Annotated in this window: 20 protein-coding genes; 9 read left to right on the top strand and 11 right to left on the bottom strand. The window is 70.0% G+C overall.

The annotated features are described in order from the left end of the window. Positions 1-586: 586 nt before the first annotated feature. Together prcA and prcB are read right to left on the bottom strand one after the other, a co-directional pair. The gene (gene prcA, locus ABFX50_RS23100) at positions 587-1,345 is read right to left on the bottom strand and encodes a proteasome subunit alpha (protein WP_183661666.1); all 759 of its coding nucleotides are present in this window, start codon (positions 1,343-1,345) and stop codon (positions 587-589) included. A gap of 21 nt (positions 1,346-1,366) precedes the next feature. Then, complete coding sequence (gene prcB / locus ABFX50_RS23095; RefSeq protein ID WP_379479154.1) at positions 1,367-2,215, bottom strand: proteasome subunit beta; 849 nt, start codon at positions 2,213-2,215, stop codon at positions 1,367-1,369. Positions 2,216-2,425: 210 nt separating this feature from the next. On the opposite strand from prcB, the gene ABFX50_RS23090 reads away from it, so the two are divergent. Continuing rightward, positions 2,426-3,442, top strand: coding sequence for a DNA polymerase IV (locus ABFX50_RS23090; protein WP_346149448.1), 1,017 nt, complete (start codon positions 2,426-2,428; stop codon positions 3,440-3,442). On the opposite strand, the gene ABFX50_RS23085 is transcribed toward ABFX50_RS23090, so the two are convergent. The 3 genes from ABFX50_RS23085 to ABFX50_RS23075 all read right to left on the bottom strand — a co-directional run bounded on the left by ABFX50_RS23085 (position 3,439) and on the right by ABFX50_RS23075 (position 5,702). Further along, complete coding sequence (locus ABFX50_RS23085) at positions 3,439-4,323, bottom strand: alpha/beta fold hydrolase (RefSeq protein ID WP_346149447.1); 885 nt, start codon at positions 4,321-4,323, stop codon at positions 3,439-3,441. The two genes, ABFX50_RS23090 and ABFX50_RS23085, sit on opposite strands and share 4 nt — an antisense overlap. A 152-nt stretch (positions 4,324-4,475) precedes the next feature. Next, positions 4,476-5,471 carry an endonuclease VII domain-containing protein gene (locus ABFX50_RS23080; RefSeq protein WP_346149446.1) on the bottom strand — a complete coding sequence of 332 codons (996 nt, stop codon included), beginning with the start codon at positions 5,469-5,471 and terminating at the stop codon, positions 4,476-4,478. A gap of 21 nt (positions 5,472-5,492) precedes the next feature. Then, a complete protein-coding gene (locus ABFX50_RS23075; protein WP_183661680.1) occupies positions 5,493-5,702 on the bottom strand; it encodes a ubiquitin-like protein Pup in 210 nt (69 codons plus the stop codon). A gap of 147 nt (positions 5,703-5,849) precedes the next feature. Here ABFX50_RS23075 and ABFX50_RS23070 point away from each other — a divergent pair, with 147 nt between their 5' ends. Then, positions 5,850-6,254, top strand: coding sequence for a hypothetical protein (locus tag ABFX50_RS23070; RefSeq protein ID WP_183661682.1), 405 nt, complete (start codon positions 5,850-5,852; stop codon positions 6,252-6,254). 60 nt (positions 6,255-6,314) lie between these two features. Here ABFX50_RS23070 and dop read toward each other — a convergent pair whose 3' ends face one another. Further along, positions 6,315-7,829 (bottom strand): depupylase/deamidase Dop, encoded by a 1,515-nt coding sequence (dop, locus tag ABFX50_RS23065; protein WP_221242562.1) that lies wholly within the window; start codon positions 7,827-7,829, stop codon positions 6,315-6,317. Positions 7,830-7,914: 85 nt separating this feature from the next. Further along, entirely contained in the window at positions 7,915-9,063 is a 1,149-nt protein-coding gene (locus ABFX50_RS23060; RefSeq protein ID WP_346149445.1) for an acyltransferase family protein, read from the bottom strand. Positions 9,064-9,194: 131 nt separating this feature from the next. Between ABFX50_RS23060 and ABFX50_RS23055 the strand changes: the two genes are divergently transcribed. From ABFX50_RS23055 to ABFX50_RS23045, 3 genes are read left to right on the top strand one after another with little or no spacing between them, the layout of a single operon-like run. Next, positions 9,195-10,565, top strand: a complete 1,371-nt coding sequence (locus tag ABFX50_RS23055) for a family 2B encapsulin nanocompartment shell protein (RefSeq protein WP_346149444.1) — start codon at positions 9,195-9,197, stop codon at positions 10,563-10,565. Further along, positions 10,565-12,691, top strand: coding sequence for a terpene synthase family protein (locus ABFX50_RS23050; protein WP_346149443.1), 2,127 nt, complete (start codon positions 10,565-10,567; stop codon positions 12,689-12,691). The genes ABFX50_RS23055 and ABFX50_RS23050 overlap by 1 nt, the downstream gene beginning before the upstream one ends. After that, positions 12,688-14,043 (top strand): family 2B encapsulin nanocompartment shell protein, encoded by a 1,356-nt coding sequence (locus ABFX50_RS23045; protein ID WP_346149442.1) that lies wholly within the window; start codon positions 12,688-12,690, stop codon positions 14,041-14,043. The genes ABFX50_RS23050 and ABFX50_RS23045 overlap by 4 nt, the downstream gene beginning before the upstream one ends. A gap of 971 nt (positions 14,044-15,014) precedes the next feature. Here the strand turns inward: ABFX50_RS23045 and arc are convergent. Continuing rightward, a complete protein-coding gene (gene arc, locus ABFX50_RS23040) occupies positions 15,015-16,778 on the bottom strand; it encodes a proteasome ATPase (RefSeq protein ID WP_183661695.1) in 1,764 nt (587 codons plus the stop codon). 204 nt (positions 16,779-16,982) lie between these two features. Next, a complete protein-coding gene (locus tag ABFX50_RS23035) occupies positions 16,983-17,831 on the bottom strand; it encodes a tRNA (adenine-N1)-methyltransferase (protein ID WP_346149441.1) in 849 nt (282 codons plus the stop codon). An 86-nt stretch (positions 17,832-17,917) separates the two neighbouring features. On the opposite strand from ABFX50_RS23035, the gene ABFX50_RS23030 reads away from it, so the two are divergent. The 3 genes from ABFX50_RS23030 (at position 17,918) to ABFX50_RS23020 (ending at position 22,260) form a co-directional block, all read left to right on the top strand. Beyond that, the gene (locus ABFX50_RS23030; protein WP_346149440.1) at positions 17,918-20,545 is read left to right on the top strand and encodes a LuxR C-terminal-related transcriptional regulator; all 2,628 of its coding nucleotides are present in this window, start codon (positions 17,918-17,920) and stop codon (positions 20,543-20,545) included. 12 nt (positions 20,546-20,557) lie between these two features. Then, entirely contained in the window at positions 20,558-21,661 is a 1,104-nt protein-coding gene (locus ABFX50_RS23025; RefSeq protein WP_346149439.1) for a GNAT family N-acetyltransferase, read from the top strand. 116 nt (positions 21,662-21,777) lie between these two features. After that, entirely contained in the window at positions 21,778-22,260 is a 483-nt protein-coding gene (locus ABFX50_RS23020) for a hypothetical protein (protein WP_346149438.1), read from the top strand. 70 nt (positions 22,261-22,330) lie between these two features. Here ABFX50_RS23020 and ABFX50_RS23015 read toward each other — a convergent pair whose 3' ends face one another. Continuing rightward, a complete protein-coding gene (locus ABFX50_RS23015; protein WP_346149437.1) occupies positions 22,331-22,690 on the bottom strand; it encodes an effector-associated constant component EACC1 in 360 nt (119 codons plus the stop codon). A gap of 4 nt (positions 22,691-22,694) precedes the next feature. Then, a complete protein-coding gene (locus ABFX50_RS23010) occupies positions 22,695-23,705 on the bottom strand; it encodes a DUF4145 domain-containing protein (protein WP_346149436.1) in 1,011 nt (336 codons plus the stop codon). 160 nt (positions 23,706-23,865) lie between these two features. Between ABFX50_RS23010 and ABFX50_RS23005 the strand changes: the two genes are divergently transcribed. Beyond that, on the top strand, positions 23,866-25,628 hold a 1,763-nt coding region (locus tag ABFX50_RS23005; protein ID WP_346149435.1), incomplete at its 3' end, for an AAA family ATPase.

Raw genomic sequence — 25,628 nt, 5'->3', positions numbered from 1 at the left:
GACCCGAATCCCCTCCCGTCTGCCGGCGATGTGCGGGGACGACCTTACGGCGGTAACCGAGGCCGACAGGCTCGCGTAGACGATGCGCCAGCCGGAGCGAGTACGGGGGCGATGTCACCGTAGGACCGCGAGCGGTGCTCGGAAGTCTCACCACAGAGCCGCGAGCCAGGGCCGGGCCGAAACCAGCGCGGAGCCGGGCATGCGGGCAACCGCACCGCAGAGCCACAAGCGGGCGCCCGGCGAGCCTTACCGAGGGCCGGGGCGGAGCCGGCGGAATGCGAGCAACCTCACCGCAGAAACCGCGAGACGGTACCCGGCAGTCCCAGCGTAGGGCCGGGTGCTCCGACCTCACTCTGGGGCGGCGCGTGGGCGACCTCACCGCGGCCGGGGCCGGTGGGTGGGCGGGCGATGTGACGGCGAGGGCCGGAGTCGCGCTGGAGGAGCGTGAAAGACGGACGGCCACCGGGTGACCCCGGTGGCCGTAGCACGCCTGCCGTACAGACTGGTGCCCTCTGCGGGCCGGTACATGCGCCCGCCGGGCTGGCGCCCTCTGCGGGCCGGTACATGCGCCCGCCGGGCTGGTGGATTATTCGGTGCCGTCGCCGGCGCCGGGCGCCGGGGCGGTGGGCGGGCTGTCCTCGTCCTCGGAGGCCGCCGGCGCCTGAGCGGCCGGGAGGAGGCGCTCCAGCCGCGGACCCGCCAGGCGCTGGAACTTGCGGTGCTCGCGGTTGCGGTCGAGGACCGCCACCTCCAACTGGTTGGCGGGCGGGCGCTCGCCGCCCGGCTCGGTCAGCGCCGCCAGCGCCACCTCCAGCGCCTCGGCCAGCGTCATCCCCTCGCGGTAGCGCTCCTTCAACCGGGTCGCCACCGCCTCGGCCTGGCCGCCCATCGCCGCGAAGCCGTGCTCGTCGAAGACCGAGCCGTCGAAGGTGAGCCGGTAGATGGCGTCGCCGTCGGCGGTGTCGCCCACCTCGGCCACCACGACCTCGACCTCGAGGGACTTGATCGACTCGGTGAAGATGCGGCCGAGGTTGGAGGCGTAGAGGTTGGCCAGGCCCCTGCCCGTCACGTCGGTGCGGTCGTAGGTGTAGCCGTTGATGTCGGCGTAGCGGATGCCGCCGAGCCGCAGCTCCTCGAACTCGTTGTAGCGGCCCACCGCGGCGAAGCCGATCCTGTCGTAGATCTCGCTCACCTTGTGCAGCGCCCTCGAGGGGTTCGGGGCGACGAACAGGATGCCGTCGACGTACTGCAGCACCACCACGCTGCGGCCGCGCGCGATGCCCTTGCGCGCGTAGTCGGCCTTGTCGCGCATGATCTGCTCGGGCGATGCATATCCAAAAGGCATGGACACTTCGGCAGGTCCTTTCTAGCGCAGCGGGGCGATGGGGCCGTCGGGGGAGATCATGCGGTCCTCGAGCATCCGCTGGACCACGCCAGCGACCTGCTCGTCGCTCAGGCGGCGGAAGCCGTCGGCGTCGATGACGGAGACGATCGGCCAGATCTTCCTCGTCACGTCGGGGCCGCCGGTGGCCGAGTCGTCGTCCGCGGCGTCGTACAGCGCCTGGATCACCGTCGTCACGATGTCGTCGGCGGAGGCGTTCTCCCTGTAGAGCTTCTTCAGCGAGCCCCTGGCGAAGATCGAGCCCGAGCCGATCGCGTCGAACTTGTCGCGCTCGTACGGCCCGCCCGCGACGTCGTAGCTGAAGATCCGCCCGCTGTCGCGCTCGGGATCGTAGGCGGCGAACAGCGGCACGACCACCAGGCCCTGCATCGCCATCGCGAGGTTACCGCGGATCATCGTCGCCAGCCGGTTGGCCTTGCCGGCCACCGACAGCGTGCGGCCCTCCATCTTCTCGTAGTGCTCGAGCTCCACCCGGTAGAGCCTGGCCATCTCGATGCCCGTGCTGGCCGTGCCCGCGATGCCCATGCAGGAGTAGTCGTCGGTCCTGAAGACCTTCTCTATGTCCCGCTGAGAGATCACGTTCCCCGACGTCGCCCTGCGGTCGCCCGCCATCACCACACCGCCGGCGCAGGTGGCGGCCACGATCGTGGTCGCGTGCGGCACCTGGTCCCCGACCGGCGTCGCCAGCGCCTCGCCGCGCGCCGGCAGTAGGTCAGGAGCGTGCCTGCCGACGAACTCGGAGAACGAGGAATTTCCGTTGTTCACGAAGAGCTGGCTCATCAAGCCGGCGGGCAGATCCCTGTGCTGTGCCACGCGACTCCCTCCAAAACCTCAGTGTCCTTAGGGCGACCCTACTCATGTTGTGCTGGTGCATGCACTTCCCACGATCAGCTGAGCGCGAACCATTTCCGCGCCAAGTGAGCGACCGAATTGCCGATATGTCGTGACACGCTCCTCGTGGCGATTCCACCCGCTCCCCCGCCGAGCTGCGATGATCGTCCGCGCCCGTCCATACTGGACACCATGCGGGACTGGGTGCTCCACCTCGACCTCGACGCCTTCATGGCGGCGGTGGAGATCCTGCGCAACCCCGAGCTGCGTGGCCGTCCCGTCGTCGTCGGCGGCAACGGCGACCCCACCACCCCTCGCACAGTCGTCGCCACCGCCTCCTACGAGGCCCGCGAGTACGGCGTGCACTCCGGCCTGCCCATGCGCACAGCCCTCAGACGCTGCCCGGACGCCGTCTACCTCCCCATCGACCTGCCCGCCTACGAGGCCGCCAGCGCCGCCGTCATGACACTCCTGCACACCTTCCCCGTCACCGTCGAGGTGTGGGGCCTCGACGAGGCCTTCCTCGGCGCCCGCACCGACGACCCCGAGGCTCTCGCCCGCGACATCCAGCGCGCCGTCACCCACAAGACCGGGCTCACCTGCTCGATCGGCATCGGCGACAACAAGCACCAGGCCAAGCTCGCCGCCCAGTTCGAGAAGCCCTCGGGCGTCTCCCGCCTCACCACCGACACCTGGCCCCACGTCATGGGAGAACGTCCGACCACGGCCCTGTGGGGCATCGGCGCCAAGACCGGCAAGAAACTCGCCGACCTCGGCCTGCGCACCGTCGCCCAGCTCGCCGCCGCCGACCCCGCCGAGCTCGCGGCCCGCTTCGGCCCGACCAACGGCCCCTGGCTGCGCTACCTGGCGCTCGGCAAGGGCGAGAGCACCGTCACCACCACCCCGTGGGTGCCCCGCGGCCACAGCCACGAGACCACCTTCACCCAGGACCTCACCGACCCAGCCGCGATGCGCGCCCACATCGCCGCCCTGGCCGTACGACTCGCGGCCGAAACCGAAGGACGGCCTGTCGTCCGCGTCACGGTGAAGGTCCGCTCGGCCCCGTTCACGACCCACACCCGTCAGGCCAAGCTGCCCGAACCCACCCACGACGCCACCACCATCGAACAGGCCGCCCTCGCCGTCTTCGACCGCTTCGACCACAGCCGGCCCGTCCGCCTGCTCGGCGTCTCGGTGGAGTACGGCTAGAGCGCCCCCCTGGAGTCCGCGTGGCGCGCCAGCAGGTCTCCGCAGAACGACCGGATGGCGCGGTTGACCACCGTCGGCTTCTCCCACGGCATGAAGTGCCCCGCCCCCCGCACCCAGAACGGCCCCACGACCCGCGGATAGGCGATCGCGCACCGCTCCTCGACGTGCTCGCCGAGCGTCACCTGGTCGGGCCCCACGAGCACCAGCGTGGGCTGCTGGACCGGCCTGTCGGTCATCTCAGGAGCCGACATGGGACGCGCGCCCATCACCACCTCATAGTCGGCGAAGGAGGCCCGCAACCGGTCCGCGTCGCCGTACGGCTCGGTCAGCACCTCGAGATCAGCCTCACTGAACGCGCCGGGCGGGCACCACATCCGATGGCCGAAGAACTCACCGATGTAACGGCGCCGCCGCTCGGGGGTGTCCAACTCGGCGACCAACTCGTCGGCGTGCAGGCCCTGGCGGCGCTGATAGTCGTAGACGGCCGGCTTGGGCGTGCCCGGCGGGATCCCGGCCGCGGCGAACGCCTCGGGAAGATCGGGCATCGAGTCGTCGAGCACCACCAGCCTGTCGACCCTGCCCGGGTGACGCGTCGCCAGATCGATGGCGATCATCGCACCGAGATCGTGCCCCGCGACCACCGCCCGCTCCCAGCCGAAGGCGTCCATGAGGCCGGTCAGATCGGCGTTGAAGGCCGCGAAGTCATAGAAGCCGTCAGGAGCGAAATCGGAGTCGCCGTAGCCGCGCAGGTCAGGGGCGGCGACATCGAAGCCCGCCGCCGCGAGCTCCTCGATGTTGTGCGACCAGATGAGGCTCGTACAGGGAAAGCCGTGCACCAGCAGCAGCGGCACGCCACCGTGGCCGCCACGACGAACCGCCAACCGGTGACCTTCACTGACGGTGACGAACTCGGGAGGAATGACCATGGCACATGGTCGCACGGGCCACCGACGTCACCGTCCACCGGGACAGCCCGGCGCGGGCAACGGCGGAACCCGGCCGGCGAACCACCCGGCCGACGACCCCCGATCACCTACACGAGCGACGCCCGCGACAGGAACTCAGACCACCGCGCATCCTCCTGGCGCGCCAGCTCGGCCAGCTCGTCCTCCCCCAACTCCCACTCGACGAAGGTCGCCTCCAGATACGAGATCGCCCTCCGCACGACCCCCGCGTCATCCCTGAACTGCCCGATCCCCGTATTGCACGGCAGACACAACGCATACCGCACATCACCCGAACGATGACAGTGATCCACGTGCTCGGGCGGACGATCCCAGCAGACGGCGCACAGGCCATGCTGAGCGCCGATCATCCTCTCCACGTCCTCGTGCCGGATCCGGTACCGCTGCGACAGGTGATACGTCCTGGTCGGCGCCACGGATCCACTCCGCCGCTCCGGCAGGATCACATAGTCCGGCCACAGCACGACGCCGTCGAGATAGTGGGCGGCCACCTCCATGAGCACGACATCGTCCATGAAGTGACCCAGCGCGTTGTTGCAGTTGAAGCAGAGAACGCCCCGCACGAGACCGCTCGTGTGGCAGTGGTCGACGTGCGTGCCGGGCACCACCCGGCAGATGGCGCAGAGCCCGCCCTGCTGGGCGAGCATCCGCTCGAAGTCGTCCTCTGTTATGCCATAGCGGTACTTGAGCAGATAGTTCCGCTCACTACCGTGATTCTTGATCCTGATCTCACGCATGGCCTGCGTGTGACACGGCTTGCAGTAGTCGGTCAGCCCGTCCTTCTGCGACCGGTTCCTGCCGAACTCGGCACTGGTCTTGATCTCATGACAGCGGGGACAGTACTTGTGTCCCTCAGGCGCCACTACTCGCTCGCGCACGGTCTTTCCTTGCTCGGCTTTGCGCTTGCGGTAGCTCTGGGTGGACTTCACCCGGAAGCAGGTCTTGCAGTACCGCGCACGCCCGTCGGCCATGCGCTTGTTGAGCCCGAACTCGGAGAGCGCCTTGGTCTCTCCACAATCCGGACACCACTTAACTCCACCCGGCGTTTCCACCCGATCCGGCACCTTTCACCTGTCCGTTTTGCCCTACTCTCCGCCCTTTTGGACGTACGAGCGCACGAACTCCTCTGCGTTCTCTTCGAGAACTTCGTCGATTTCGTCCAGGATCGCGTCGACGTCGTCGGTCAGCTTCTCCTGCCGCTCCTGCACATCGCCGCCTGCCGAGGCCTCGGTCTCCTCGACCTCGTTCTCGCGACGACCGGTCTGCTTCTGACCGCCGGTGTCCCTGTTCGCCATGATCAACCTCCGCTTGGGGGACTGCCTCTACTGGATATCTTCCCCGAACCGACCGACATTGCGCGCCTGATGCCCCGCGATCTTCAACGGGTTGACTGGATAGCACTCCTATCCAATACTGGAGCCCTATCCCACAGGAGGTCCCGAATGTCCCCTTCGACCCTGAGCACCGCGGGTGTGTTGCTCATCACAGTCCCGGGCGTCGCCTACGGCGGCGTCACGCTGCTGACCTACCTCATGCGCAACGTCCCGGGGTACAACGACAACCCGGTACGCCGCGGGCTCTGGAGGGCGGGGCACGCTCACGCGGGCGTGCTGGTGCTGTTCAGCCTGGTCGCCCTGCTGTACATCGACGCGTCGCCGCTGACGGACGGGGTGAAGACGCTGGTGCGCACGCTGATCGTCGCGGCGCCGATCCTGATGCCGCTGGGCTTCTTCCTGTCGGTGGTCCGTCCGAGCGACACGAAGCCGAGCCGGCTGATCTGGCTCACCTTCGCGGGCGGCCTCTCGCTGGCGGCGGGGACGCTGACGCTGGGCGTCTCACTGCTCTAGCGGGCACGCCGCCTCGCGGGGACGCGCAGGACGCGCGCCCCCCGCGGGAGAGGGCTTCGGCTAGTCGCCGCCGGTCAGGGCCGCCACGAGCTCGCCGGCGGTGCGGCAGCGGTCGAACAGTTCGCCGACGTGGGCCTTGGTGCCGCGCAGCGGTTCGAGGGTCGGCACCCGCTGCAGGGACTCGCGTCCGGGGATGTCGAAGATGACGGAGTCCCAGGAGGCGGCCGCGACCGACTCGCTGTACTGGCGCAGGCAGCGGCCGCGGAAGTAGGCGCGGGTGTCGGTGGGCGGGTTCTCTACGGCGCGCTGCACCTGTTCCTCGGTGACCAGGCGCTGCATGCGCCCGCGGGCGACCAGGCGGTTGTAGAGGCCGCGGTCGGGCCTGATGTCGGAGTACTGCAGGTCGACCAGTTGCAGGCGCGGGTGGGACCATGCGAGGCCGTCGCGGGTGCGGTAGCCCTCGAGGAGCTCGAGCTTGGCGACCCAGTCGAGTTCGCGGGAGAGCTGCATGGGGTCTTCGGCCAGGCGGGTGAGGACGGACTCCCAGCGGTCGAGGATGTCCTTGTTCATCTCCTCGGTGGCGGTGCCGCGCTCCTCGACGTACTTGCGGGCCTGCTCGAGGTATTCCATCTGCAGCTGGATGGCGGTGAGCTTGCGTCCGTCGCGCATCGGGATCTCGTAGCGGCAGGTGGGGTCGTGGGAGACCGCGCGCAGCGCCTGGACGGGGTTGTCGACGGCCAGGTCGCGGGTGAGGAAGTTGTCCTCGATCATGGCCAGGACGAGGGCGGTGGTCCCGAGCTTCAGGTAGGTCGAGATCTCCGACATGTTGGCGTCGCCGATGATCACGTGCAGGCGGCGGTATTTCTCGGGGTCGGCGTGCGGCTCGTCGCGGGTGTTGATGATGGGCCGCTTGAGCGTCGTCTCCAGACCCACCTCGACCTCGAAGAAGTCGGCTCGCTGGCTGATCTGGAAGCCTTCGCCGCGGGAGTCCTGGCCGATGCCGACCTTGCCGGCGCCCACCACGACCTGGCGCGAGACGAAGAAGGGGGTCAGGTGTCTGACGATGTCGGCGAAGGGCGTGGCTCTGCGCATGAGGTAGTTCTCGTGGCAGCCGTAGGAGGCGCCCTTGGCGTCGGTGTTGTTCTTGTAGAGCTGGATGGGCGCGTTGGTGGGGATGGCCGAGGCGCGCACTGCGGCGTCGTACATCACCCGCTCGCCTGCTTTGTCCCAGATGACGGCCGCGCGAGGGTTGGTGCACTCGGGCGTGGAGTATTCGGGATGGGCGTGGTCGACGTAGAGGCGCGCTCCGTTGGTGAGGATGACGTTGGCCAGGCCGAGGTCCTCGTCGGTCAGCTGGCTGGGGTCGGCGACCTCGCGGGCCAGATCGAAGCCCCTGGCATCACGAAGGGGGTTCTCCTCCTCGAAGTCCCACCGCGCTCTGCGCGCCCTGGCGGCCGAGGCGGCCAGGTAGGCGTTCACGACCTGTGAGGAGGTCACCATCGCGTTGGCGCCTGGCTGGCCGGGTACGGAGATGCCGTACTCGGTCTCGATGCCCATCACCCGACGCACCGTCATGCGCACCCTCTGTTCGTCCGGGTCTGTCTGTCCGCCGTTTATATGCCCGAGCCTATGCCCTTCACCGTCCCTGAGGGTCACAGAGTTATGGCACCGACGCCTTTTCAGCCTGTACGGCGGGCATTGGCGTGCTTTGCGGTGAGCGGCGAGGCCGAAGGAGTCGCTGAAGAGGTCGTTCGGCACAGGAATAGACAAGATACGACAAGAGCAGGGTCACAAGCGTGGCGATCAGGCCGATGATCCAGGCGGGCATCGTGCCGACCAGCGGCGGGATCAGGGCCACGGCGACGACGCTGTGGAAGAGGTAGAGCGGGTAGGTGGTCCCGCCGAGTGCGGTCAGCGTGGGCGAGGACGGCATTCTGAGGTAGCCGAGGGCGACCATGGCCATGACGGCGAAGATCAGCGTGATGGTGAAGACCACGCCGAAGTTCGTGACGGGCATGGCCTTGGCGCCGGCCGCTGTGACGCGTTTGGCCACACGGACGAGGGCGGAGTCCACCGACAGCACCCATGAGGCGGCGAACAGCAGCCAGGGCAGCCAGGCCGAGCCGAACCGGTGGATGAGGTACAGCGCCATGCCGGCGATGAAGTATCCGGCGTAGCCGGGCATGACGATCTGCGCGACGACCTCGTGGCGGAAGAAGGCGACGTGGTCGCCGAGGAAGTGCACGGGGAGGGCGGCGGCCAGCCAGACGCCCATGAAGGCCAGGACCCGCCCGTAGGTGACGCCTGCGATGACCAGGATGGAGATCAGCAGGTAGAAGCGCAGTTCAGCCCAGAGCGACCAGTAGACGCCGCTGGCGTCCTGCACGCCGAACAGCCGCTGGAACATGGTGGCGTTGATCGCGTACTCGCCTGCCGACAGCTTGGGGTCCAGGGGTTTGGCGGCCAGCACGCCGTACACGACGGCCACGGCGGCGAGGCTCATCCAGTAGGCGGGGTAGAGCCGCACGAACCTGGACCAGGCGAACGCCCCGAGTCCCCTTCCCCAGATCGTCATGAGGATGACGAAGCCGCTGATCACGAAGAACAGTTCGACGCCGAGGATGCCGAGCCCTGCCACGGGCGCCAGCCAGGGGAACAGCGTGGCGGGCCGTTCGCCCCATACGGAGGCGAAGGCGACGAAGAAGTGGAAGGCGAGGACGGCCATGGCCGCGATGAAGCGAAGCAGGTCGAGCTCCGCGAGCCGCCCGGTTCCCTGTGGCCGTCCGGTGCTCTTCCGTCGTTTGTGCACGCCCTTTTGACGGGTTCTGTTGCGGTTGGGTTCCGTGAGGCTCGTGAGACTTTGCCGTTTCGAGGTTTCACTTTGCGTCAGCTGTAGATAACTGAGCGTGTCGAAGTCCTCCGGAACGGATGGGTGAGGGAATGACGGACGACCAGCTCAGCCTTGGCACAGCGGCGGCACGGAACCTGGCGACGACGACCAAGTCGGTGCCGCAGATGCAGGAGATCACCTCGCGGCACCTGCTGCGGGTCCTGCCCTGGGTCCAGGCGATCGGCGGGGTCTATCGGGTCAACCGCCGGCTCACGTACGCGCTGGGCGACGGGCGGGTGACCTTCACCTCGACGGGCGCGGATGTGCGGGTCATCCCCGGCGAGCTGGCCGAGCTGCCCGCGCTGCGCGGGTTCGAGGACCAGGACGCGCTGGCCGCGCTGTCGAGCCGTTTCTCCCAGCGGGAGGTGGCCCAGGGTGAGGCGATCGTCGAGGCGGGGCGGCCGCGCGACGAGGTGGTGCTCATCGCGCACGGCAAGGTGGCCAAGGTGGCGCAGGGCGCCTATGACAACGAGAGCGTGCTGGGGGTGCTCGCCGACGGCGACTACCTGGGCGAGCAGGTTCTGCTGGGCCAGGACGGCGAGTGGGAGTACTCGGCCAGGGCGGTGACGGCCTGCACGGTGCTGACGATGCCCGCGCACGCCTTCCGCGAGGTGGTCAACTCCTCCGCGTCGTTGCGGGCGCACCTCGACAGCGCCTCGAGCCCCGCCGACCGGGCGCAGAACGATCACGGCGAGGCCGCGATCGCGCTGGCCGCCGGCCATGTGGGTGAGGCCAGGCTGCCTGGCACGTTCGTCGACTACGAGCTGAGGCCGCGGCAGTACGAGCTGAGCGTGGCCCAGACGATCCTGCGTGTCCACTCCAGGGTCGCCGATCTCTACAACGAGCCGATGAACCAGACCGAGCAGCAGCTGCGGCTGACGATCGAGGCGCTGAGGGAGCGGCAGGAGGACGAGCTGGTCAACAACAGGGAGTTCGGCCTGCTGCACAACGCCGACCTGAAGCAGCGCATCCACACCCGCTCGGGCCCTCCGACCCCCGACGACCTCGACGAGCTGCTGGCCAAGGTGTGGAAGGACCCCGCGGTCATCATGGCGCATCCGAAGGCGATCGCGGCCTTCGCCCGCGAGTGCAACGCCAGGGGTCTCTACCCGTCCAACACCGAGTACGGCGGGCAGAGCGTGCCTGCATGGCGGGGCATCCCCGTGCTGCCCTGCAACAAGATCCCGGTCAGCGACAAGGGCGTCACCTCGATGATGGCGATGCGTCTGGGCGAGGCCAACCAGGGTGTGATCGGCCTGAACCGCGTCGGCCTGCCCGACGAGTACCAGCCGGGTCTTTCGGTGCGTTTCATGGGCATCAATGACCAGGCGGTCATCTCCTACCTGGTGACCACCTACTACTCGGCCGCGGTGCTCGTGCCGGACGCACTGGGCATCCTGGAAAGCGTCGAAGTCGGCTGATGGGCCCCTTCGAGCTCCCCGACTTCTACCTCCCGTATCCGGCCAGGCTCAACCCGCACGTCGAGAGCGCCCGTGTCCACACCAAGGAGTGGGCGCGGGAGATGGGCATGCTGGACGACCCGGAGATCTGGGAGGAGCGCAGGTTCGACGGCATGGACTACGGGCTGCTGTGCGCCTACACCCATCCCGAGTGCGACGCCGCCGAACTCGACCTGGTCACCGACTGGTACGTCTGGGTCTTCTACTTCGACGACCACTTCCTCGAGACGTTCAAGCGGACCCGCGACGTGGTGGGCGGCCAGGCCTACCTCGACAGGCTCGACCTGTTCATGACCGACGATCCGCCCGAGCCGGTCAACGCGGTGGAGCGCGGGCTGAAGGATCTGTGGGCCCGTACGGTCCCCGGCATGTCGCGGCTGTGGCGCGAGCGGTTCACCAGGACCACCCACGAGCTGATGCAGGAGTCGATGTGGGAGCTGTTCCACATCGAGGACGGCCAGGTGTCCAATCCGATCGAGTACATCGAGGAGCGGCGCAAGGTCGGCGGAGCTCCGTGGTCGGCCTGCCTGGTGGAGCACGCCGTGGGGGTGGAGGTGCCGGAGAGGGTGGTCGGCAGCCGCCCAATCAGGGTGCTGACGGAGACCTTCGCCGACGCGGTGCACCTGCGCAACGACCTGTTCTCCTACCAGCGGGAGGTGGAGGAGGAGGGCGAGCTGTCCAACTGCGTGCTGGTCGTGGAGCGCTTCCTCGGCTGCGACACCCAGAAGGCGGCCGAGATCACCAACGATCTGCTGACCTCGCGCCTGCACGTCTTCGAGCACACGACCTTCACCGAGCTGCCCGTGCTGTTCGCGGAGTACGCGCTGCCGCCGCACGAGCAGGAGGCGGTGCTGCGCTACGCGCGGGGCCTGCAGGACTGGCAGTCGGGTGGGCACGAGTGGCACATGCGCTCCAACCGCTACATGAACGGCGGCGGGCGCACGGGCTTCCACGTCTCGCCCCGGCATGTCATGGGTCCCGGCGGGCTGCGCAACCACACCCACGTCCCGCATCGGAAGGTGGGCCACCTGCCGCTGCCGGAGATCTTCATGCCGTTCCAGGTGCGGGAGAACCCGCACCTGGCCGAGGCGCGCAGGGCGACTCTCGACTACGCGGAGGCGATGGGCTTCTACACGATGGTGTGGGACAGGGACAGCCATGACGGCTACGACCTGGCGCTGTGCGCGGCCGGCATCGACCCCGACGCGAGCCTGGAGGAGCTCGTCCTGGCCACCGACTGGCTGAGCTGGGGCACCTACGGCGACGACTATCTGCCGGTGGTCTTCGGCCGCTCCCGCGACTTCCTGGGGGCCAAGGCGTTCAACCGCCGCCTGTCGGAGTTCATGCCGCTCGATCTGGTCGTGACCGCCGTCGCGGCCAACCCGGTGGAACGCGGCCTGGCCGACCTGTGGCTCCGTACGGCGGGGCCGATGTCGCCCGAGGGCAGGGCCGAGTTCAGGGCGGGGGTGGAGGCGATGACCGCCAGCTGGGTGTGGGAGCTGGCCAACCACGTGCAGAACCGGGTCCCCGATCCCGTCGACTACGTGGAGATGCGGCGCAAGACGTTCGGCTCGGACATGACGATGGCTCTGGCGCGGCTGGCGCCCGGGCGGTCGATCCCCTCCGAGGTGTGGGGGTCGCGGCCGATGACGGCGATGGTCGCCGCGGCCAACGACTACTGCTGCATGCTCAACGACCTGTTCTCCTACCAGAAGGAGATCGAGTACGAGGGCGAGCTGCACAACATGGTGCTGGTCGTGCAGACGTTCTTCGACTGCGACCTGCCGAGGGCGGCCGAGCTGGTCGGCTCGCTGATGACGGCCAGGATGCGGCAGTTCCAGAAGGTGGCGGAGCTCGACCTGCCCGCCCTGCTCGACGACATGGACGCCGACGCGCGGCTGCGCGCGTCGGTGGCCGACTACGTCGCCGAGCTGGGCGACTGGATGGCCGCCATCCTGCGCTGGCACAGGGAGTGCAGGCGTTATGACGAGGCGACGCTGAAGGGCTCCCGCTGGGTGCCCGGCCCGACGGGGCTCGGCACCGCCGGCACGAGGATCGGCACGCTGCTGGGGAGGACCGCCTCGTGACCGCGCTGAGCCTGAGCACGGCGGCCGCCAGGAATCTGGCGACCACCACCAAGTCCGTGCCGTTCATGCAGGAGATCACCCCTCGGCACCTGCTGCGGGTGCTGCCGTGGGTGGAGGTGACGGGCGGCGCCTACCGCGTCAACCGGCGCCTCACCTACCAGGTCGGCGACGGCAGGGTGAGCTTCACCTCGACGGGCGCCGACGTCAGGGTGATCCCGGGTGAGTTGTGCGAGCTGCCCGCGCTGCGGGGCTTCGACGACGCCGAGGCGCTGGCGGAGCTCGCCGGGCTGTTCGAGCAGCGCGAGTACGAGCCGGACCAGGTCGTCGCCGAGCAGGGCCGTCCCGTCGAGGAGGTGCTGCTGGTCGCGCACGGCAAGCTGGAGAAGTCGGCGCGCGGCGCCTACGACGGCTCGGCCGGGCTCGGGCGGCTGGCCGACGGCGACCACGTGGGTGACGCGCTGCTGACCGGCGGCTCCCCCTCGTGGGCGTTCACCGTCCGGGCCCTCACCGCCTGCACCGTCCTGGCGTTGCCTGCGCCCGCCCTGCGGGCGCTGCTGGACCGCTCCCCCGCCCTGCGTGCCCATCTGACGCCTTCGGCAGCGCCGAAGCCGCAGAACAGGTACGGCGAGGCGGAGGTGGCGCTGGCGGCGGGTCACGTGGGCGAGGCCAGGCTGCCCGGCACGTTCGTCGACTACGACCTGTCGCCGCGCGTGTACGAGCTGAGCGTGGCGCAGACGATCCTGCGGGTGCACACCAGGGTCGCCGACCTTTACAGCGACCCGATGGACCAGGTGGAGCAGCAGCTGCGGCTGACCGTCCACGCCCTGCGCGAGAGGCAGGAGCACGAGCTGGTCAACAACAGGGAGTTCGGCCTGCTGCACAACGCCGATCTCAGGCAGCGTGTCCACACCCGCTCGGGGCCTCCCACCCCTGACGACCTGGACGAGCTGCTTTCCAGGCGCAGGAAGACGCACTGCTTGCTGGCCCATCCCCTGGCGATCGCCGCGTTCGGCCGCGAGTGCAACGCACGAGGGCTCTATCCGGCGGTGACCGAGGTGCAGGGGGGCAGAGTGATCGCCTGGCGGGGCGTGCCGCTGCTGCCGTGCGACAAGATCCCTGTCTCCGGAAGGGGGCTGACCTCGATCATGGCCATGCGCCTGGGTCAGGACGACCAGGGGGTGATCGGGTTGCGTCGCACGGGGCTGTCCGACGAGCGCGAGCCGGGCCTGTCGGTGCGCTTCACCGGGATCTCCGACCAGGCGATCATCTTCTACCTGGTCACCGCCTACCATTCGGCGGCCGTCCTGGTCCCCGACGCGCTCGGGCTGCTGGAGAGCGTCGAGGTGGGCTAGCCGCAGGACCAGCGGCCCCTGGACTCCTCCGCCGGGGGCCGCCGAGAGACGGTGGGCGACGGAAGCCCGCTGGAGGGCGCGAGCGCACGCCGCGCCCTCCCCCGTGGCGCGAGAGGCGTCGCCGACCAGGATCTGTTCCATCGGCGAGGGCCATGCCCACGTAGCCGACAGCGCAGGAGATGGCGACCGACAGCCCGCTCGGCCCGATGGACCCCGACCACGTAGCCCGACAGCACGGGAGGCGGCGACCGACAGCGGGCTCGGCTCGGTGGACTCCCGTCCACGTAGCCGGCGGCGCAGAAGTGATCTCCTCCCTCGGACGCGGCTACGGTGGAGTCCTCGCCCGCGGCGCTCCTGCCGCCGAGGCCCGCGCTCAGCGCGAGCGACTTGTCCGAGCAGGTTGGCGACCGACAGAGGGCCCGGCCCGGTGGGCCCTGTCCACGTAGCCGGCGGCGCGGGAGTGAACTCCTTCCTCGGTGGCGGCCACGGTGGAGGAGCCTCGCGCTCAGCGGGAGCGGCTTGTCGAGCTGGTGGTGGTCTCGCCGATCTCGCTGCACCTCAGTCGCAGGGGTCGGCCCCGGCAGCGCGTAGGCCACGGCGACGGGCGTGCCGCTGTCCCAAGATCTTCAGTGCCAACCGCCCCTGACGGCGGCAGGAGAGGCAAGCCGTGGCGACGCCGAGCCTTTGACCGGCACATGGGGCGGTCTGGAGCGCCGTCTGGCCGAGCGCCCTTGAGCCGTCCCGTCAGGAGGCTCGGTGGTGGCCGACGTCGTGCTCATCGTGGGCGCGTTGACGGCTCCCGGCTTGCGGCAGATGCCTGCCGGGGGCGCGTGTGGGTGTCGGCGCGACGGCCCGCCCGGGCGCCGCGCGCGGAAGGAACGCCGCTCCCGGAGCTCGGGGTGTGGCCTGGCCGGACCTGACGTCGAAAGGGCCGCCCCCCTCTCGGGAGGCGGCCCTTTCGACCAGAAGGACTACAGGTACTGGCCGGTGTTCGCGACGGTGTCGATCGAACGCCCTGCCTCGGTGCCCGTCTTGCCGGAGACCAGCGTGCGGATGTAGACGATCCGCTCGCCCTTCTTGCCGGAGATGCGGGCCCAGTCGTCGGGGTTGGTGGTGTTGGGCAGGTCCTCGTTCTCGGAGAACTCGTCCACGCAGGCCGCCAGCAGGTGCTGCACCCGCAGGCCCTTCTGCCCGGTCTCGAGGAACTGCTTGATGGCCATCTTCTTGCCCCGGTCGACGATGTTCTGGATCATCGCGCCGGAGTTGAAGTCCTTGAAGTAGAGGACTTCCTTGTCGCCGTTGGCGTAGGTCACCTCGAGGAAGCGGTTCTCTTCGCTCTCGGAGTACATGCGCTCGACGACGCTCTGGATCATGCCGTGGATGGTCGACTCGCGGGAGTCGGAGTGCTCCGACAGGTCATCGGGGTGCAGCGGGAGCTCGGAGATGAGGTACTTGGAGAAGATGTCCTTCGCCGCCTCGGCGTCGGGCCGCTCGATCTTGATCTTGACGTCCAGGCGGCCGGGCCGCAGGATCGCCGGGTCGATCATGTCCTCGCGGTTGGAGGCGCCGATGACGATGACGTTCTCCAGGCCCTCAACGCCGTCGATCTCCGACAGCAGCTGCGGGACGATGGTGTTCTCGACGTCGGAGGAGACGCCGGAGCCTCGGGTGCGGAAGATCGAGTCCATCTCGTCGAAGAACACGATCACCGGGGTGCCCTCTGAGGCCTTCTCACGCGCTCGCTGGAAGACCAGGCGGATGTGCCGCTCGGTCTCGCCGACGTACTTGTTGAGAAGCTCGGGGCCCTTGATGTTGAGGAAGAAGCTCTTGCCCGACTGCCCTGTCTTCTCCGCGACCTGCTTGGCCAGGGAGTTGGCGACGGCCTTGGCGATGAGCGTCTTGCCGCAACCGGGCGGGCCGTACAGCAGCACGCCCTTGGGCGGACGGAGCTTGTGCTCGCGGAACAGGTCGGCGTGCAGGTAGGGCAGCTCGATGGCGTCCCTGATCTGCTCGATCTGCCGCATGAGGCCACCGATCTCCTCGTAGGAGATGTCGGGGACCTCTTCGAGCACGAGCTCTTCGACTTCGGACTTGGGGATGCGCTCGTAGACGTAGCCGGAGCGGGACTCCAGCAGGAGCGAGTCGCCCGCGCGGATCGGCTGTCCGACCAGCGACTCCGCCAGGCGCACGACGCGCTCCTCGTCGGCGTGGGAGATGACCAGGGCGCGCTGCCCGTCTTCGAGCAGCTCCTTGAGCATCACGATCTCGCCGACCTCTTCGTAGCCGAGCGCCTCGACCACGTTGAGCGCCTCGTTGAGCATGACCTCCTGGCCACGCCTGAGTGCTTCGACGTCGACCGCGGGACTGACGTTGACCCGCAGTTTGCGGCCTCCGGTGAAGACCTCCACCGTGCCGTCTTCCCTGGCCTCGAGGAAGACGCCGAAGCCGGATGGCGGCTGGGCCAGCCGGTCGACTTCCTCCTTGAGGGCGACGATCTGGTCTCTGGCCTCCTTGAGTGTGGCGACCAGCCGTTCGTTCTGGCTGGTGACCGCCGCAAGGTTGGCCTGCGCCTCATGGAGACGCTCTTCTAGGACTCTGGCCTGACGGGGTGACTCGGCCAGCTTCCGCCTCAGCGCGGTGATCTCCTCCTGCAGGAAGGAGACCTGTGTTGAAAGATCAGCGACCTCCCGTTCGCGCTGCGCGGCTCGAGCCTCAGCATCATCGCGAGCTGCCACGCCCCGTCACCTCCTTCCCAGTCGAGGGCGACTACTAAGGACCTTACCTATCTCGGGCCCCTCCGTAACCTGGCCGGGCAGTGTTCGTCGAGTGACATTCAGTATTCGGCTATTTATCCCTATTGCAGCGTTTAGTACATGCAGCATATGAACACGGCGATCTGTTCCCGTGTCACGCACCAAGGCACCGCCGTGGCCAAATTGTCATAGTTCTTCGGTGGTTCCCTTCGGTCGTCTGCGCCTTGGCGGGGGCGTGACGCCGTCCGCCATGCGGCGGGCGCTGACGAGGAACCCGGTGTGCCCGATCATCCGGTGGTCAGGCCGTACGGCGAGTCCCTCGACATGCCAGTCGCGAACCAGGGTCTCCCACGCGTGGGGCTCGGTGAAACTCCCATGCTCGCGAAGGGCCTCGACAGTCTTGGACATCTGCGTGGTCGTGGCCACGTAGACGCAGATCACGCCGCCAGGCGTGAGAGCCTTGGCGGCCGACTCGACGCACTCCCACGGGGCCAGCATGTCGAGGATGATCCGGTCGACGTCGCCCTCGTCGATGGAGTCGTTCAGGTCGCCGACGACCAGGCGCCAGCTGTCCATCTCCCCGCCGAAGAACTTCTCGACGTTCTTCTTGGCGACGTCGGCGAACTCCTGGCGCCGCTCGTAGGAGGTGACCTTGCCCTCGGCGCCCACCGCGCGCAGCAGGAAGCAGGTCAGCGCGCCCGAGCCGACCCCCGCCTCGATGACGCGGGCGCCGGGGAAGATGTCGGCCATGCCGACGATCTGGGCGGCGTCCTTGGGGTAGATCACGGCCGCGCCGCGCGGCATCGACAGCGTGTAGTCCTGCAGCAGGTGCCTGAAGGCGAGGTACTGCGTGCCGTTGGCCGAGCGGACCACCGAGCCCTCGGGCTGGCCGATCAGGTCGCTGTGCGGGATCGCGCCCTTGTGCGTGTGGAAGACCCCGTCCTCCTTCAGCGTGATCGTGTGACGCTTGTTCTTGGGGTCGGTGAGCTGCACCTGATCCCCCACCTGGAACGGCCCGTGCCTGCGAAAACCCATGGAGATGAGGATAGGGCGAATCGCACACTCGAACGGCCCGTCGCAACCCCCTGTATTCGGGTCCCTCTGGACCGTAACATCGCCACGTGCCGACACGCTGGCCCTTCGCCGGTCGCATCGAGGAGACCGACCGGCTGCTGAGGCTGATGAACGATCCCGCCGTCCGCGGGGTCGCGATCGTGGGCGCGGCGGGCGTGGGAAAGAGCAGGCTGGCGGTGGAGGTGGTGAGCTCCCTGCGCTCGCGCGGCCGCACGGCCGTCCACGCCATCGCCTCCATGGCCGCCCGCGAGCTGCCCTTCGGGACCCTGGCCCACCTGCTGCCCGCCGCGCTGCCCCAGGGCGCCAACCCGCTGAAGTGGATCTCCGAGACGCTCGTCGGGACCGAGCGGCGCCCGCTGATGCTGATCGACGACGCCCATCTGCTCGATCCGGGGTCGGCGGCGGTGCTGCAGCACATGGCGCAGGACGACGCCGCCCAGTTGCTCCTCACCCTGCGCAGCGGCGAGCCGGTGCCCGACGCGGTGGTCTCGCTGTGGAAGGACCTCGGGCTGGCCAGGATGGAGCTGACCCCGCTGAGTCTGCGCGACGTGGGGCGCATCCTGGCCGCCGTGCTCGGCGATCCGGTGGAGTCGGCCGGCGTGGCCAGGCTGCACAGGCTCGCCCAGGGCAACGCGCTCTTCCTTCGCGAGCTGGTGGCCGGCGCGCTCGACGCGGGCGCGCTGGTGCGGGTGCAGGGGCTGTGGCGCCTGGAGTCCGCGCCGCCCGTCGCTCCCGCGCTGGCCGACCTGGTCGCCGCCCGCATCGGCCGCCTGGAGCCCCTGGAGGAGGAGGCGCTGGAGTACATCGCGCTGGGCGAGCCGCTCGGCGCGCAGCTGCTGGCCGGCCTGGTTCCCGCCGCCACCGTCGAGTCGCTGGAGGCCAAGGACCTCATCAGGGTCCTGGTGGACGGCAGGCGCACGCTGGTGCGCCTGGCCCACCCCCTGTACGGCGAGGCGATCAGGGCCGGCAGTCCCCTCCTGCGCACCAGGCGCCGCTACCGCCAGCTGGCCGAGGCGCTCGAAGCGGCAGGGGCACGGCGGCGCGACGACGTGGTGAGGCTGGCGGTGTGGCGTCTGGAGAGCGGCGCCGTCAAGGACCCCGCCCCGCTGCTGTCGGGCTGCGCGATCGCGTGGGCGGCGCACGACGCCACCCTCGCCACGCGCCTGGGCTGGGCGGCGCTGAAGGCGGGCGGCGGGGCGCGGGCGGCCATCCTGCTGTCGGACGTGCTGTCGTTCTCCGAGGCGTTCACCGACTCCGAGGCCGCGCTGACCTCGGTGTGGAACGAGCCATGCGGACCCGACCTGCGGGCGCAGCTGGCCATGCAGCGCGCGTGGAACCTCAACTTCGGGCTGCGCCGTCCTGCCGAGGCCGACGCCGTGCTCGACGCCGCCGAGGCGATGCTCGACGATCCGTCGCTGCGCCAGCTGGTGGAGGCCATGCGGCTGAACCTGCGCGTCCTGCGCGGCGAGGTGCACGAGTGCGCGCGCATCGCCTACGAGATGCTGGAGGGCGAGCACCTGTCGGTGGTCGGCGAGGCGATGGCCCTGGGCATCACCGCCTACGGGCTTCCGTACACGGGCAGGTGCGACGAGGCCAGGCGGATGTTCCTCAGGGCCAGGGCGGTCGAGGCCTCCTGGCACGACGCGGCGCCCTCGGAGGTGCTCAAGCTCATCGCCGGCCACTACCTGTCCGAGCTGCTGTCGGGCGACCTGGACGCGGCCGGGCGGGCCGTCCTGCAAGGGCAGGAGGTGCTGGGCGACGACAGCGCGCTGCGGCTGTTCAGGCGCATGTTCCTGCAGTGGCACGGCGAGATCGCCAGGATGCGGGGCAGGCTGGGCGAGGCGGCGCGCGTCACCAAGGAGGCCACCACGCTGGCGGGCGCCGGGCACTTCACCGCGCTCGCGGTGGCCGAGCTGGCCCACTGCACGGCGCTGCTCGGCGACCAGGCCGGCGCCCGCGCGCTGCTGGCGGAGGCGGAGCGGGACCGCACCGACGTGCTCTACCTGCTGCAGACCTCCATCGACTCGGCGCAGCGCTGGGTGACGGCGATGGGCGGACGGCTGCCGCGCGCCGTGCAGCTGGCGCTGGAGCACGCCGACCGCGCCCGCTCTCATGACCTGCTGGGCATCGAGCTGGTCGCCCTGCACGACGCGGTGCGCTTCGGCGCGGCCCGGAGGGTGGTGTCCAGGCTGGTGGAGGTCGCCAGGCGCCACGACGGCGTGCTCGCCACCGTCTACGCCGCGCACGCCACGGCCGCCGCCTCGGGCGACGGCGAGGAACTCGACCGGGTGGCGGGCTCCTACCGGCAGCTGGGAATGATCCTGCACGCCGCCGAGGCCGCCGCCCAGGCCTCGGCCGCCCACCGCGCCAGGGGCCGCCCCCAGCAGGGCAGGACCTCCGCCGCCAGGGCGTCGGCGTGCGCCGCCGCCTGTGGCGACCCGCGCACCCCCGCCTTGGCGCGCCTGCAGGGGCCCGTGCTGACCCCGCGTGAGAGGGAGATCGCCAGGCTCGCGGCGGCGGGCCTGGCCAGCAAGGAGATCGCGGCCCGGCTGGTGCTGTCGATCAGGACCGTCGACAACCACCTGCAGTCGGTCTACGGCAAGCTCGGCGTCAACGGCAGAACGGAGCTGACCGAGCTGCTCGACGCCGATTCGCCGCCAGAGGAGGAGGATTGATAGCAATGGACCATGTTGCCGCGTGAAGTGATCTCCGCCGGTTCGCTGATCCTGCGCCCCCCGTCGCGTGACGACCTCGGCGCGATCGTGCGGGCCTCCTCCGACGCCGAGACCGCCAGGTTCCTCTACCTGCTGCCCGTGCCGTACACGAGCAAGGACGCCGAAAGCTATCTGGAGTCGGCCGAGCGGCGCTGGGCCGAGGGTGGCGCGGAGTTCAGCGTCGTCGACGCGGCCACCGGCCGCTACCTCGGCGCGGTGGGCCTGCGCGACACCGGCGGGCACGGCGCGCACGAGATCGGCTACCGGGTGGCCGAGTGGGCCAGAGGCAGGGGCGTGGCCACCGCGGCCACCAGGGCGGTGAGCGAGTGGGCCTTCGACAAGGGCGTTCGCCGCATCGAGCTGCGCGCCGAGGTGGAGAACCTGGCCAGCCTGCGCGTCGCCTACGCCGCCGGGTACCTCCAGGAGGGCATCGAAAGGGAGCGGCGGCGCACCAGGGACGGCAGGCCCGCCGACTTCGTGGCCTTCGCGAGGCTGGCCGCCGACCCTGGTGAGGCGGTGCCGCGCTACCTGCCCTTCCTCGACGCCGAAGGGCTGTCGGACGGCGTGGTGCGGCTGGCGCCTGTGTCGCTCGCCGACGCCCCCGACTTCCACCGCCTGCTGAGTGCGCCGAGCATCACGCGTTGGATGATGGCCCCGCCCTCCACGATCGAGAGCACAGAGCGCCGCTGCCGCTACACCGGCTACTGGTGGCTGTCGGGCCAGCGGGTGGAGCTCGCCGTACGCGACGCGGCCACCGACGCCTTCGCGGGCCACATCCAGCTCGCGCAGATCGCGCCGCTGATCGACCAGGCCATGCTCGGTTACTCCCTGCTGCCCGCCTTCCGCGGCAAGGGGTTCATGTCGCGGGCGGTGCGGCTGCTGGTCGACTGGGCGTTCGCGAACACCGCGCTGCACAGGATCGTGGCCGGCACCGACGTGACCAACAAGGCCTCCCAGATGGTGCTGGAGCGGGCGGGGTTCAGAAGGGAGGCAGTGCATCGGGAGCTGTTCCCTCGCCCTGACGGCACGCGGGGGGACGATGTCGAGTGGCTGCTCCTTCGTCCCCAGGAAGGCTGAGAAATCCGGATTTCCGGTTGAGGGGTGGTCAAGGGCGGGATTGAGAGTGATACTCCGAGTCGCCGCCCGTTGACCCTCCGCCGATCGCCGGCGAACCTTCCAGCAGGAGATGATGAATGACCAGCGACTGCGTCAAGGAGCTCATCGAGTCGTTCTCCCACATGGCGCCCGACGAGTTGCTGGACCTGGTCGTCAGGTGCGCGGCCGCCGTGGGCGGCACGCCGTACGCGGGGTTCGTGGAGGTCGACCCCCTGCAGGTGCGCGCCCGCCTCTCGCACGTGCTGATCCCGCAGGACGACCGGCTGGGCGTGCGGGCGTGGCTGCAGGAGTCGGACGTGCTCAAGGAGCTGGCGGTCAGCTCAGGCCCCGTCCTGGTGGCGCGGGACCCGTCCATGGGCGCGCCCGGCTTCCTTTCGGTCCCCGTACCGCTGGCCACACGGGACCTGGCCCACCTGTGGGTGGCGGGAGGGCGCTTCACCGACAGGGAGGAGCACCTGCTCGGCAGGCTCGCGCTCGCCTGCGGGCGGGCGCTCGAGGCCTCCAGGGGGCTCGAGGCGGCCGCCCGCATGCTGCGCTCCGTCCACGCGTTCACCGTCTGAGCGCGCCGCGGCCCGTGGCGGCGCGACCTCACGGCCCAGGGGCCGGGCCGAGCCGGGCCGGGTCGGGTCCTCAGTCGGCCGCGGCGTTCAGCGCGTCGCGCAGGATGGCGGAGACCTGGGCGACGAGGGCGTCGACGTCCAGCCTGGCGCGCAGGTCGAGGTCGGCGGTGACCTCCGAGCCGATCCGCAGCTTGAGCGCCACGTCGCTGCCCCTGGACCGCAGCCAGAACTCCACGGTCCTGGTCAGGGCTGCGGCCTGCGCCGCCGACTCGACCTCGATCCGCAGCGCGGGCGGCTCGCCTCCCATCCGCCCCTGCCCGGGAGCGCGATGCTCCAGCCGGACCCTGCCCCGCAGCGCGTCGGCGTCACGCAGCCACTCCTCCAGTGAGGCGACCTCGTCGAAGGATCCCTCGAAGACGACCTCGGTCATGTCCTCACCTCACGATCGGGGCGGTCCTGGCCCTGGTCAGGCGGACCAGGTCGGCAGGGTCGAGTTCGAGTTCGAGCCCGTGGCGGCCGCTGGAGACGAAGACGCTCGACGCGGCGGCCGAGCTCTCCTCCAGCACCGACGGCAGGTACGGCAGCGCCAGCGGGCTGACGACGTCGGCGGCGAACGTCTCGCCGATGCGCACGACGTCGGCCAGGGCCGCGACCCTGGCGCGGGTGGCGCCGAAGGCGCGGGCCAGGGCGCGCTCGTCGATCACGCCCTCGACGGGCGCGATGGCCACGACGGCGTGTTCGCCGAGATAGAGGATGACGGCCTTGAGCAGGCGCATGGGCGAGATTCCGAGTTCGTCGGCGACCGCCGCCCTTGATTTCGTCCTGGCCGGATCGTGGGGATAAGGATGGACCCTGAACGCCACCTGAGATTTACGGAGAATCCGGATAGCCGGGGTCTCTTGCACGACATTACGGATATTTGATGATTTGTCGGGGCCGCGCCGTACGCGAAAGCGGTGGTATTTCCCGGAGATAACGTAAACGTAGTCGACGAACGCCTCCGCCAGCTCCACCGCGTCCTCCGCCTCGGACTTGCCCAGCGGACGCGGGCCGAGGTGGGCCGCCTCGTTGCCGAGCTCGCGCAGCTCCTCGGCCCAGCTCAGCAGCCAGCCCTCGATCAGCCCGCCGCGCCGCAGCTCGCGCAGGGCGTGGAAGAGCGTGCGCCCCGTGACCCCGTGGTCGGCGCAGACCGCCTCCAGCAGCCGCCGGACGTGCAGGACGGCAGAGGCGGGCGAGCCCGAGCGCACCCCCGCACGGGCGGCCGTGAGCTCCCTGCGCACCACGGGCGGCACCTCGGCGGCGATGGGCCTGCCGTCCTGCGGCCACAGCACGGTGGCGGGTCTGGCCGGCAGGTCGTCGGGGTCGCGATCGTCGAATTCCTGCGCCGATTCCAGCAGCAGCGCCTGCCCGCAGCTCTGGCACAGCGCCAGCCAATAGGGACGCAATCGCTCGGGTAGAAAAACCCTGTGTAATCCGTCAGGTTCACGTGCGACAGTAGGGCGGACACAACTCGGACAATCAACATCGAATTTCGCACCCCATCGCGCCACAAAAGGACGATAAGGGATGATGAAATTGGCCACAAGGGCGTAATGGGAGGGGCCCATGAAACGCTGGCCGTTCGCGGGCCGCAGGCAGGAGCTCGAGGACCTGGTGCGTCTGGCCAGGGATCCGACGGCCCAGGGCGTCGTCATCGCGGGCCCCGCGGGGGTGGGCAAGTCGCGCCTGGCAGGCGAGGCGCTCACGCACTTCCACGCCGCCAAGGTGACGCTGGTGCCGGTCAGGGCGACCAAGGCCGCCAGCTCCATCCCCAACGGCGCGCTCGCCGACCTCATCCCGCGACAGCACCCTCCGCACCTGGTCAACACCTTACGGTGGGCCGCCGACGAGCTGCTCGCCCACGCGAGGGGACGCGTGCTCGTGCTGGCCGTGGACGACGCGCATCTGCTCGACAGCCACTCCGCCGAGGTGATCGCCTCACTGGTCAGGGCCAGGCAGGCGCGGATGGTCGCCACCCTGCGCACCGGCGAGCCGGCTCCCGACGCGGTGACGCTTCTGTGGCGCGAAGGCCATGTGCGCAGGTACGACACCGATCCGCTCAGCGACCTCGACGTCGCCGCCGTGCTCACCGCCGCCCTCGGCGCCCAGCCCGACGACGCCACGGTGCGCAGGCTCGGCGAGGTGACGGAGGGGAACGCGCTGTTCCTGTACGAGGTGGTGCAGGCGGCCATGGCCTCGGGCGCACTGTCGCCCATTCACGGCATGTGGAAGCTGACGGGCGACCCGCCGCTGGCGCCGCGCCTGGTCGACCTGATCCACGAGCGGATCGGCGCGCTGTCGCCCGAGCTGAAGGAGGTGCTGGAGTACACCGCGCTGGCCGAGCCGATCGGCGCCCGCACGCTCAGCTCCCTCACCTCCGAACGGGCTCTGCTGGAGGCCGAGGAGCGCGGCCTGGTCAGGATCCGCGTCGACAGGCGGCGCGAGATCGCCCGCCTCGGCCACCCCCTCTACGGCGAGGTGGCCCGTGAGCGCCTGCCCGAGCTGCGCCGCCGCCGCAGGCACGCCGACCTGGTCGCCGCGCTGGAGTCCACGGGCCTGCACCGCAGGGAGGACCCGCTCAGGGTGACGGTGTGGCGCCTGGCGGGAGGACTCGGCGCCGCGCCCCGCCCGCTGCTGGAGGCCTCCCGTCTGGCCTGGTCGGCCCACGACTACCCGCTGGCCATCCGCCTCGGCGAGGCCGCCCTTGAGGGCGGCGGTGTGTCCGCCTCGCTGCAGCTGGCCACGCTGCTCGACTACGCCCAGCAGCCCGACAGGGCGAGGGCCGTGCTGGAGGCCACCCCCGAGCCCGAGGACGAGCCGACGAGGGCGCGACTGGTCCTCGCCCAGGCCAGCAACCTGGCCTGGGGCATGGACCGTCTCGGCGAGGCGCTCGACCTGCTGGCGAGCGCCGAGAAGGAGCTCAAGGCCGCGCCGCCGCGCCGCCAGGTCACCGTCCAGCGGCTGGGGCTGACCGCCTCGGCCGCCAGGCCCTCCGAGGCGCTCCGCCTCAGCGCCGACCTGCTCGCCCACGATCTCGGCCCCGCCCAGCGCGCCCAGGTGCTCAGCTCCCGCGCGCTGTCGCTCTGCTATACCGGACGCACCGGCGAGGCGGTCACGCTGGTCCACGAGGCGCTGCGGGACGCCGCGGCCTGGCGCGACGAGCTGCCCGCTCTGATCTCGCCGCTGCACTCCACGTGGGCGATGTGCGGGTACTTCTCCGGCGATCTGGCCGTCATGGACCAGGCCATCGCCTCCATGCGCGCCGCGCTGGCGGGCCAGCGCGGCTGGTCGCGCGGCGAGGGCAGCCTCGCCCTCGCCCGCGGCAACGC

Source organism: Nonomuraea recticatena (assembly GCF_039533245.1).
GTDB lineage: Bacteria > Actinomycetota > Actinomycetes > Streptosporangiales > Streptosporangiaceae > Nonomuraea > Nonomuraea roseola.
Note: the sequence above shows the minus strand (reverse complement) of the source record. Positions and strands in the feature narration are given on the sequence as shown.

What these genes read in the sequence shown, in the direction of transcription:
- ABFX50_RS23020 (WP_346149438.1), top strand. Translation starts at nt 21,778, where the DNA reads ATGACCAGCGACTGCGTCAAGGAGCTCATCGAGTCGTTCTCCCACATG.
- ABFX50_RS23090 (WP_346149448.1), top strand. Translation starts at nt 2,426, where the DNA reads ATGCGGGACTGGGTGCTCCACCTCGACCTCGACGCCTTCATGGCGGCG.
- prcA (WP_183661666.1), bottom strand. Translation starts at nt 1,345, where the DNA reads ATGCCTTTTGGATATGCATCGCCCGAGCAGATCATGCGCGACAAGGCC.
- ABFX50_RS23015 (WP_346149437.1), bottom strand. Translation starts at nt 22,690, where the DNA reads ATGACCGAGGTCGTCTTCGAGGGATCCTTCGACGAGGTCGCCTCACTG.
- dop (WP_221242562.1), bottom strand. Translation starts at nt 7,829, where the DNA reads ATGACGGTGCGTCGGGTGATGGGCATCGAGACCGAGTACGGCATCTCC.
- ABFX50_RS23035 (WP_346149441.1), bottom strand. Translation starts at nt 17,831, where the DNA reads ATGGGTTTTCGCAGGCACGGGCCGTTCCAGGTGGGGGATCAGGTGCAG.
- ABFX50_RS23055 (WP_346149444.1), top strand. Translation starts at nt 9,195, where the DNA reads ATGACGGACGACCAGCTCAGCCTTGGCACAGCGGCGGCACGGAACCTG.
- ABFX50_RS23025 (WP_346149439.1), top strand. Translation starts at nt 20,558, where the DNA reads ATGTTGCCGCGTGAAGTGATCTCCGCCGGTTCGCTGATCCTGCGCCCC.
- ABFX50_RS23050 (WP_346149443.1), top strand. Translation starts at nt 10,565, where the DNA reads ATGGGCCCCTTCGAGCTCCCCGACTTCTACCTCCCGTATCCGGCCAGG.
- ABFX50_RS23075 (WP_183661680.1), bottom strand. Translation starts at nt 5,702, where the DNA reads ATGGCGAACAGGGACACCGGCGGTCAGAAGCAGACCGGTCGTCGCGAG.
- ABFX50_RS23070 (WP_183661682.1), top strand. Translation starts at nt 5,850, where the DNA reads ATGTCCCCTTCGACCCTGAGCACCGCGGGTGTGTTGCTCATCACAGTC.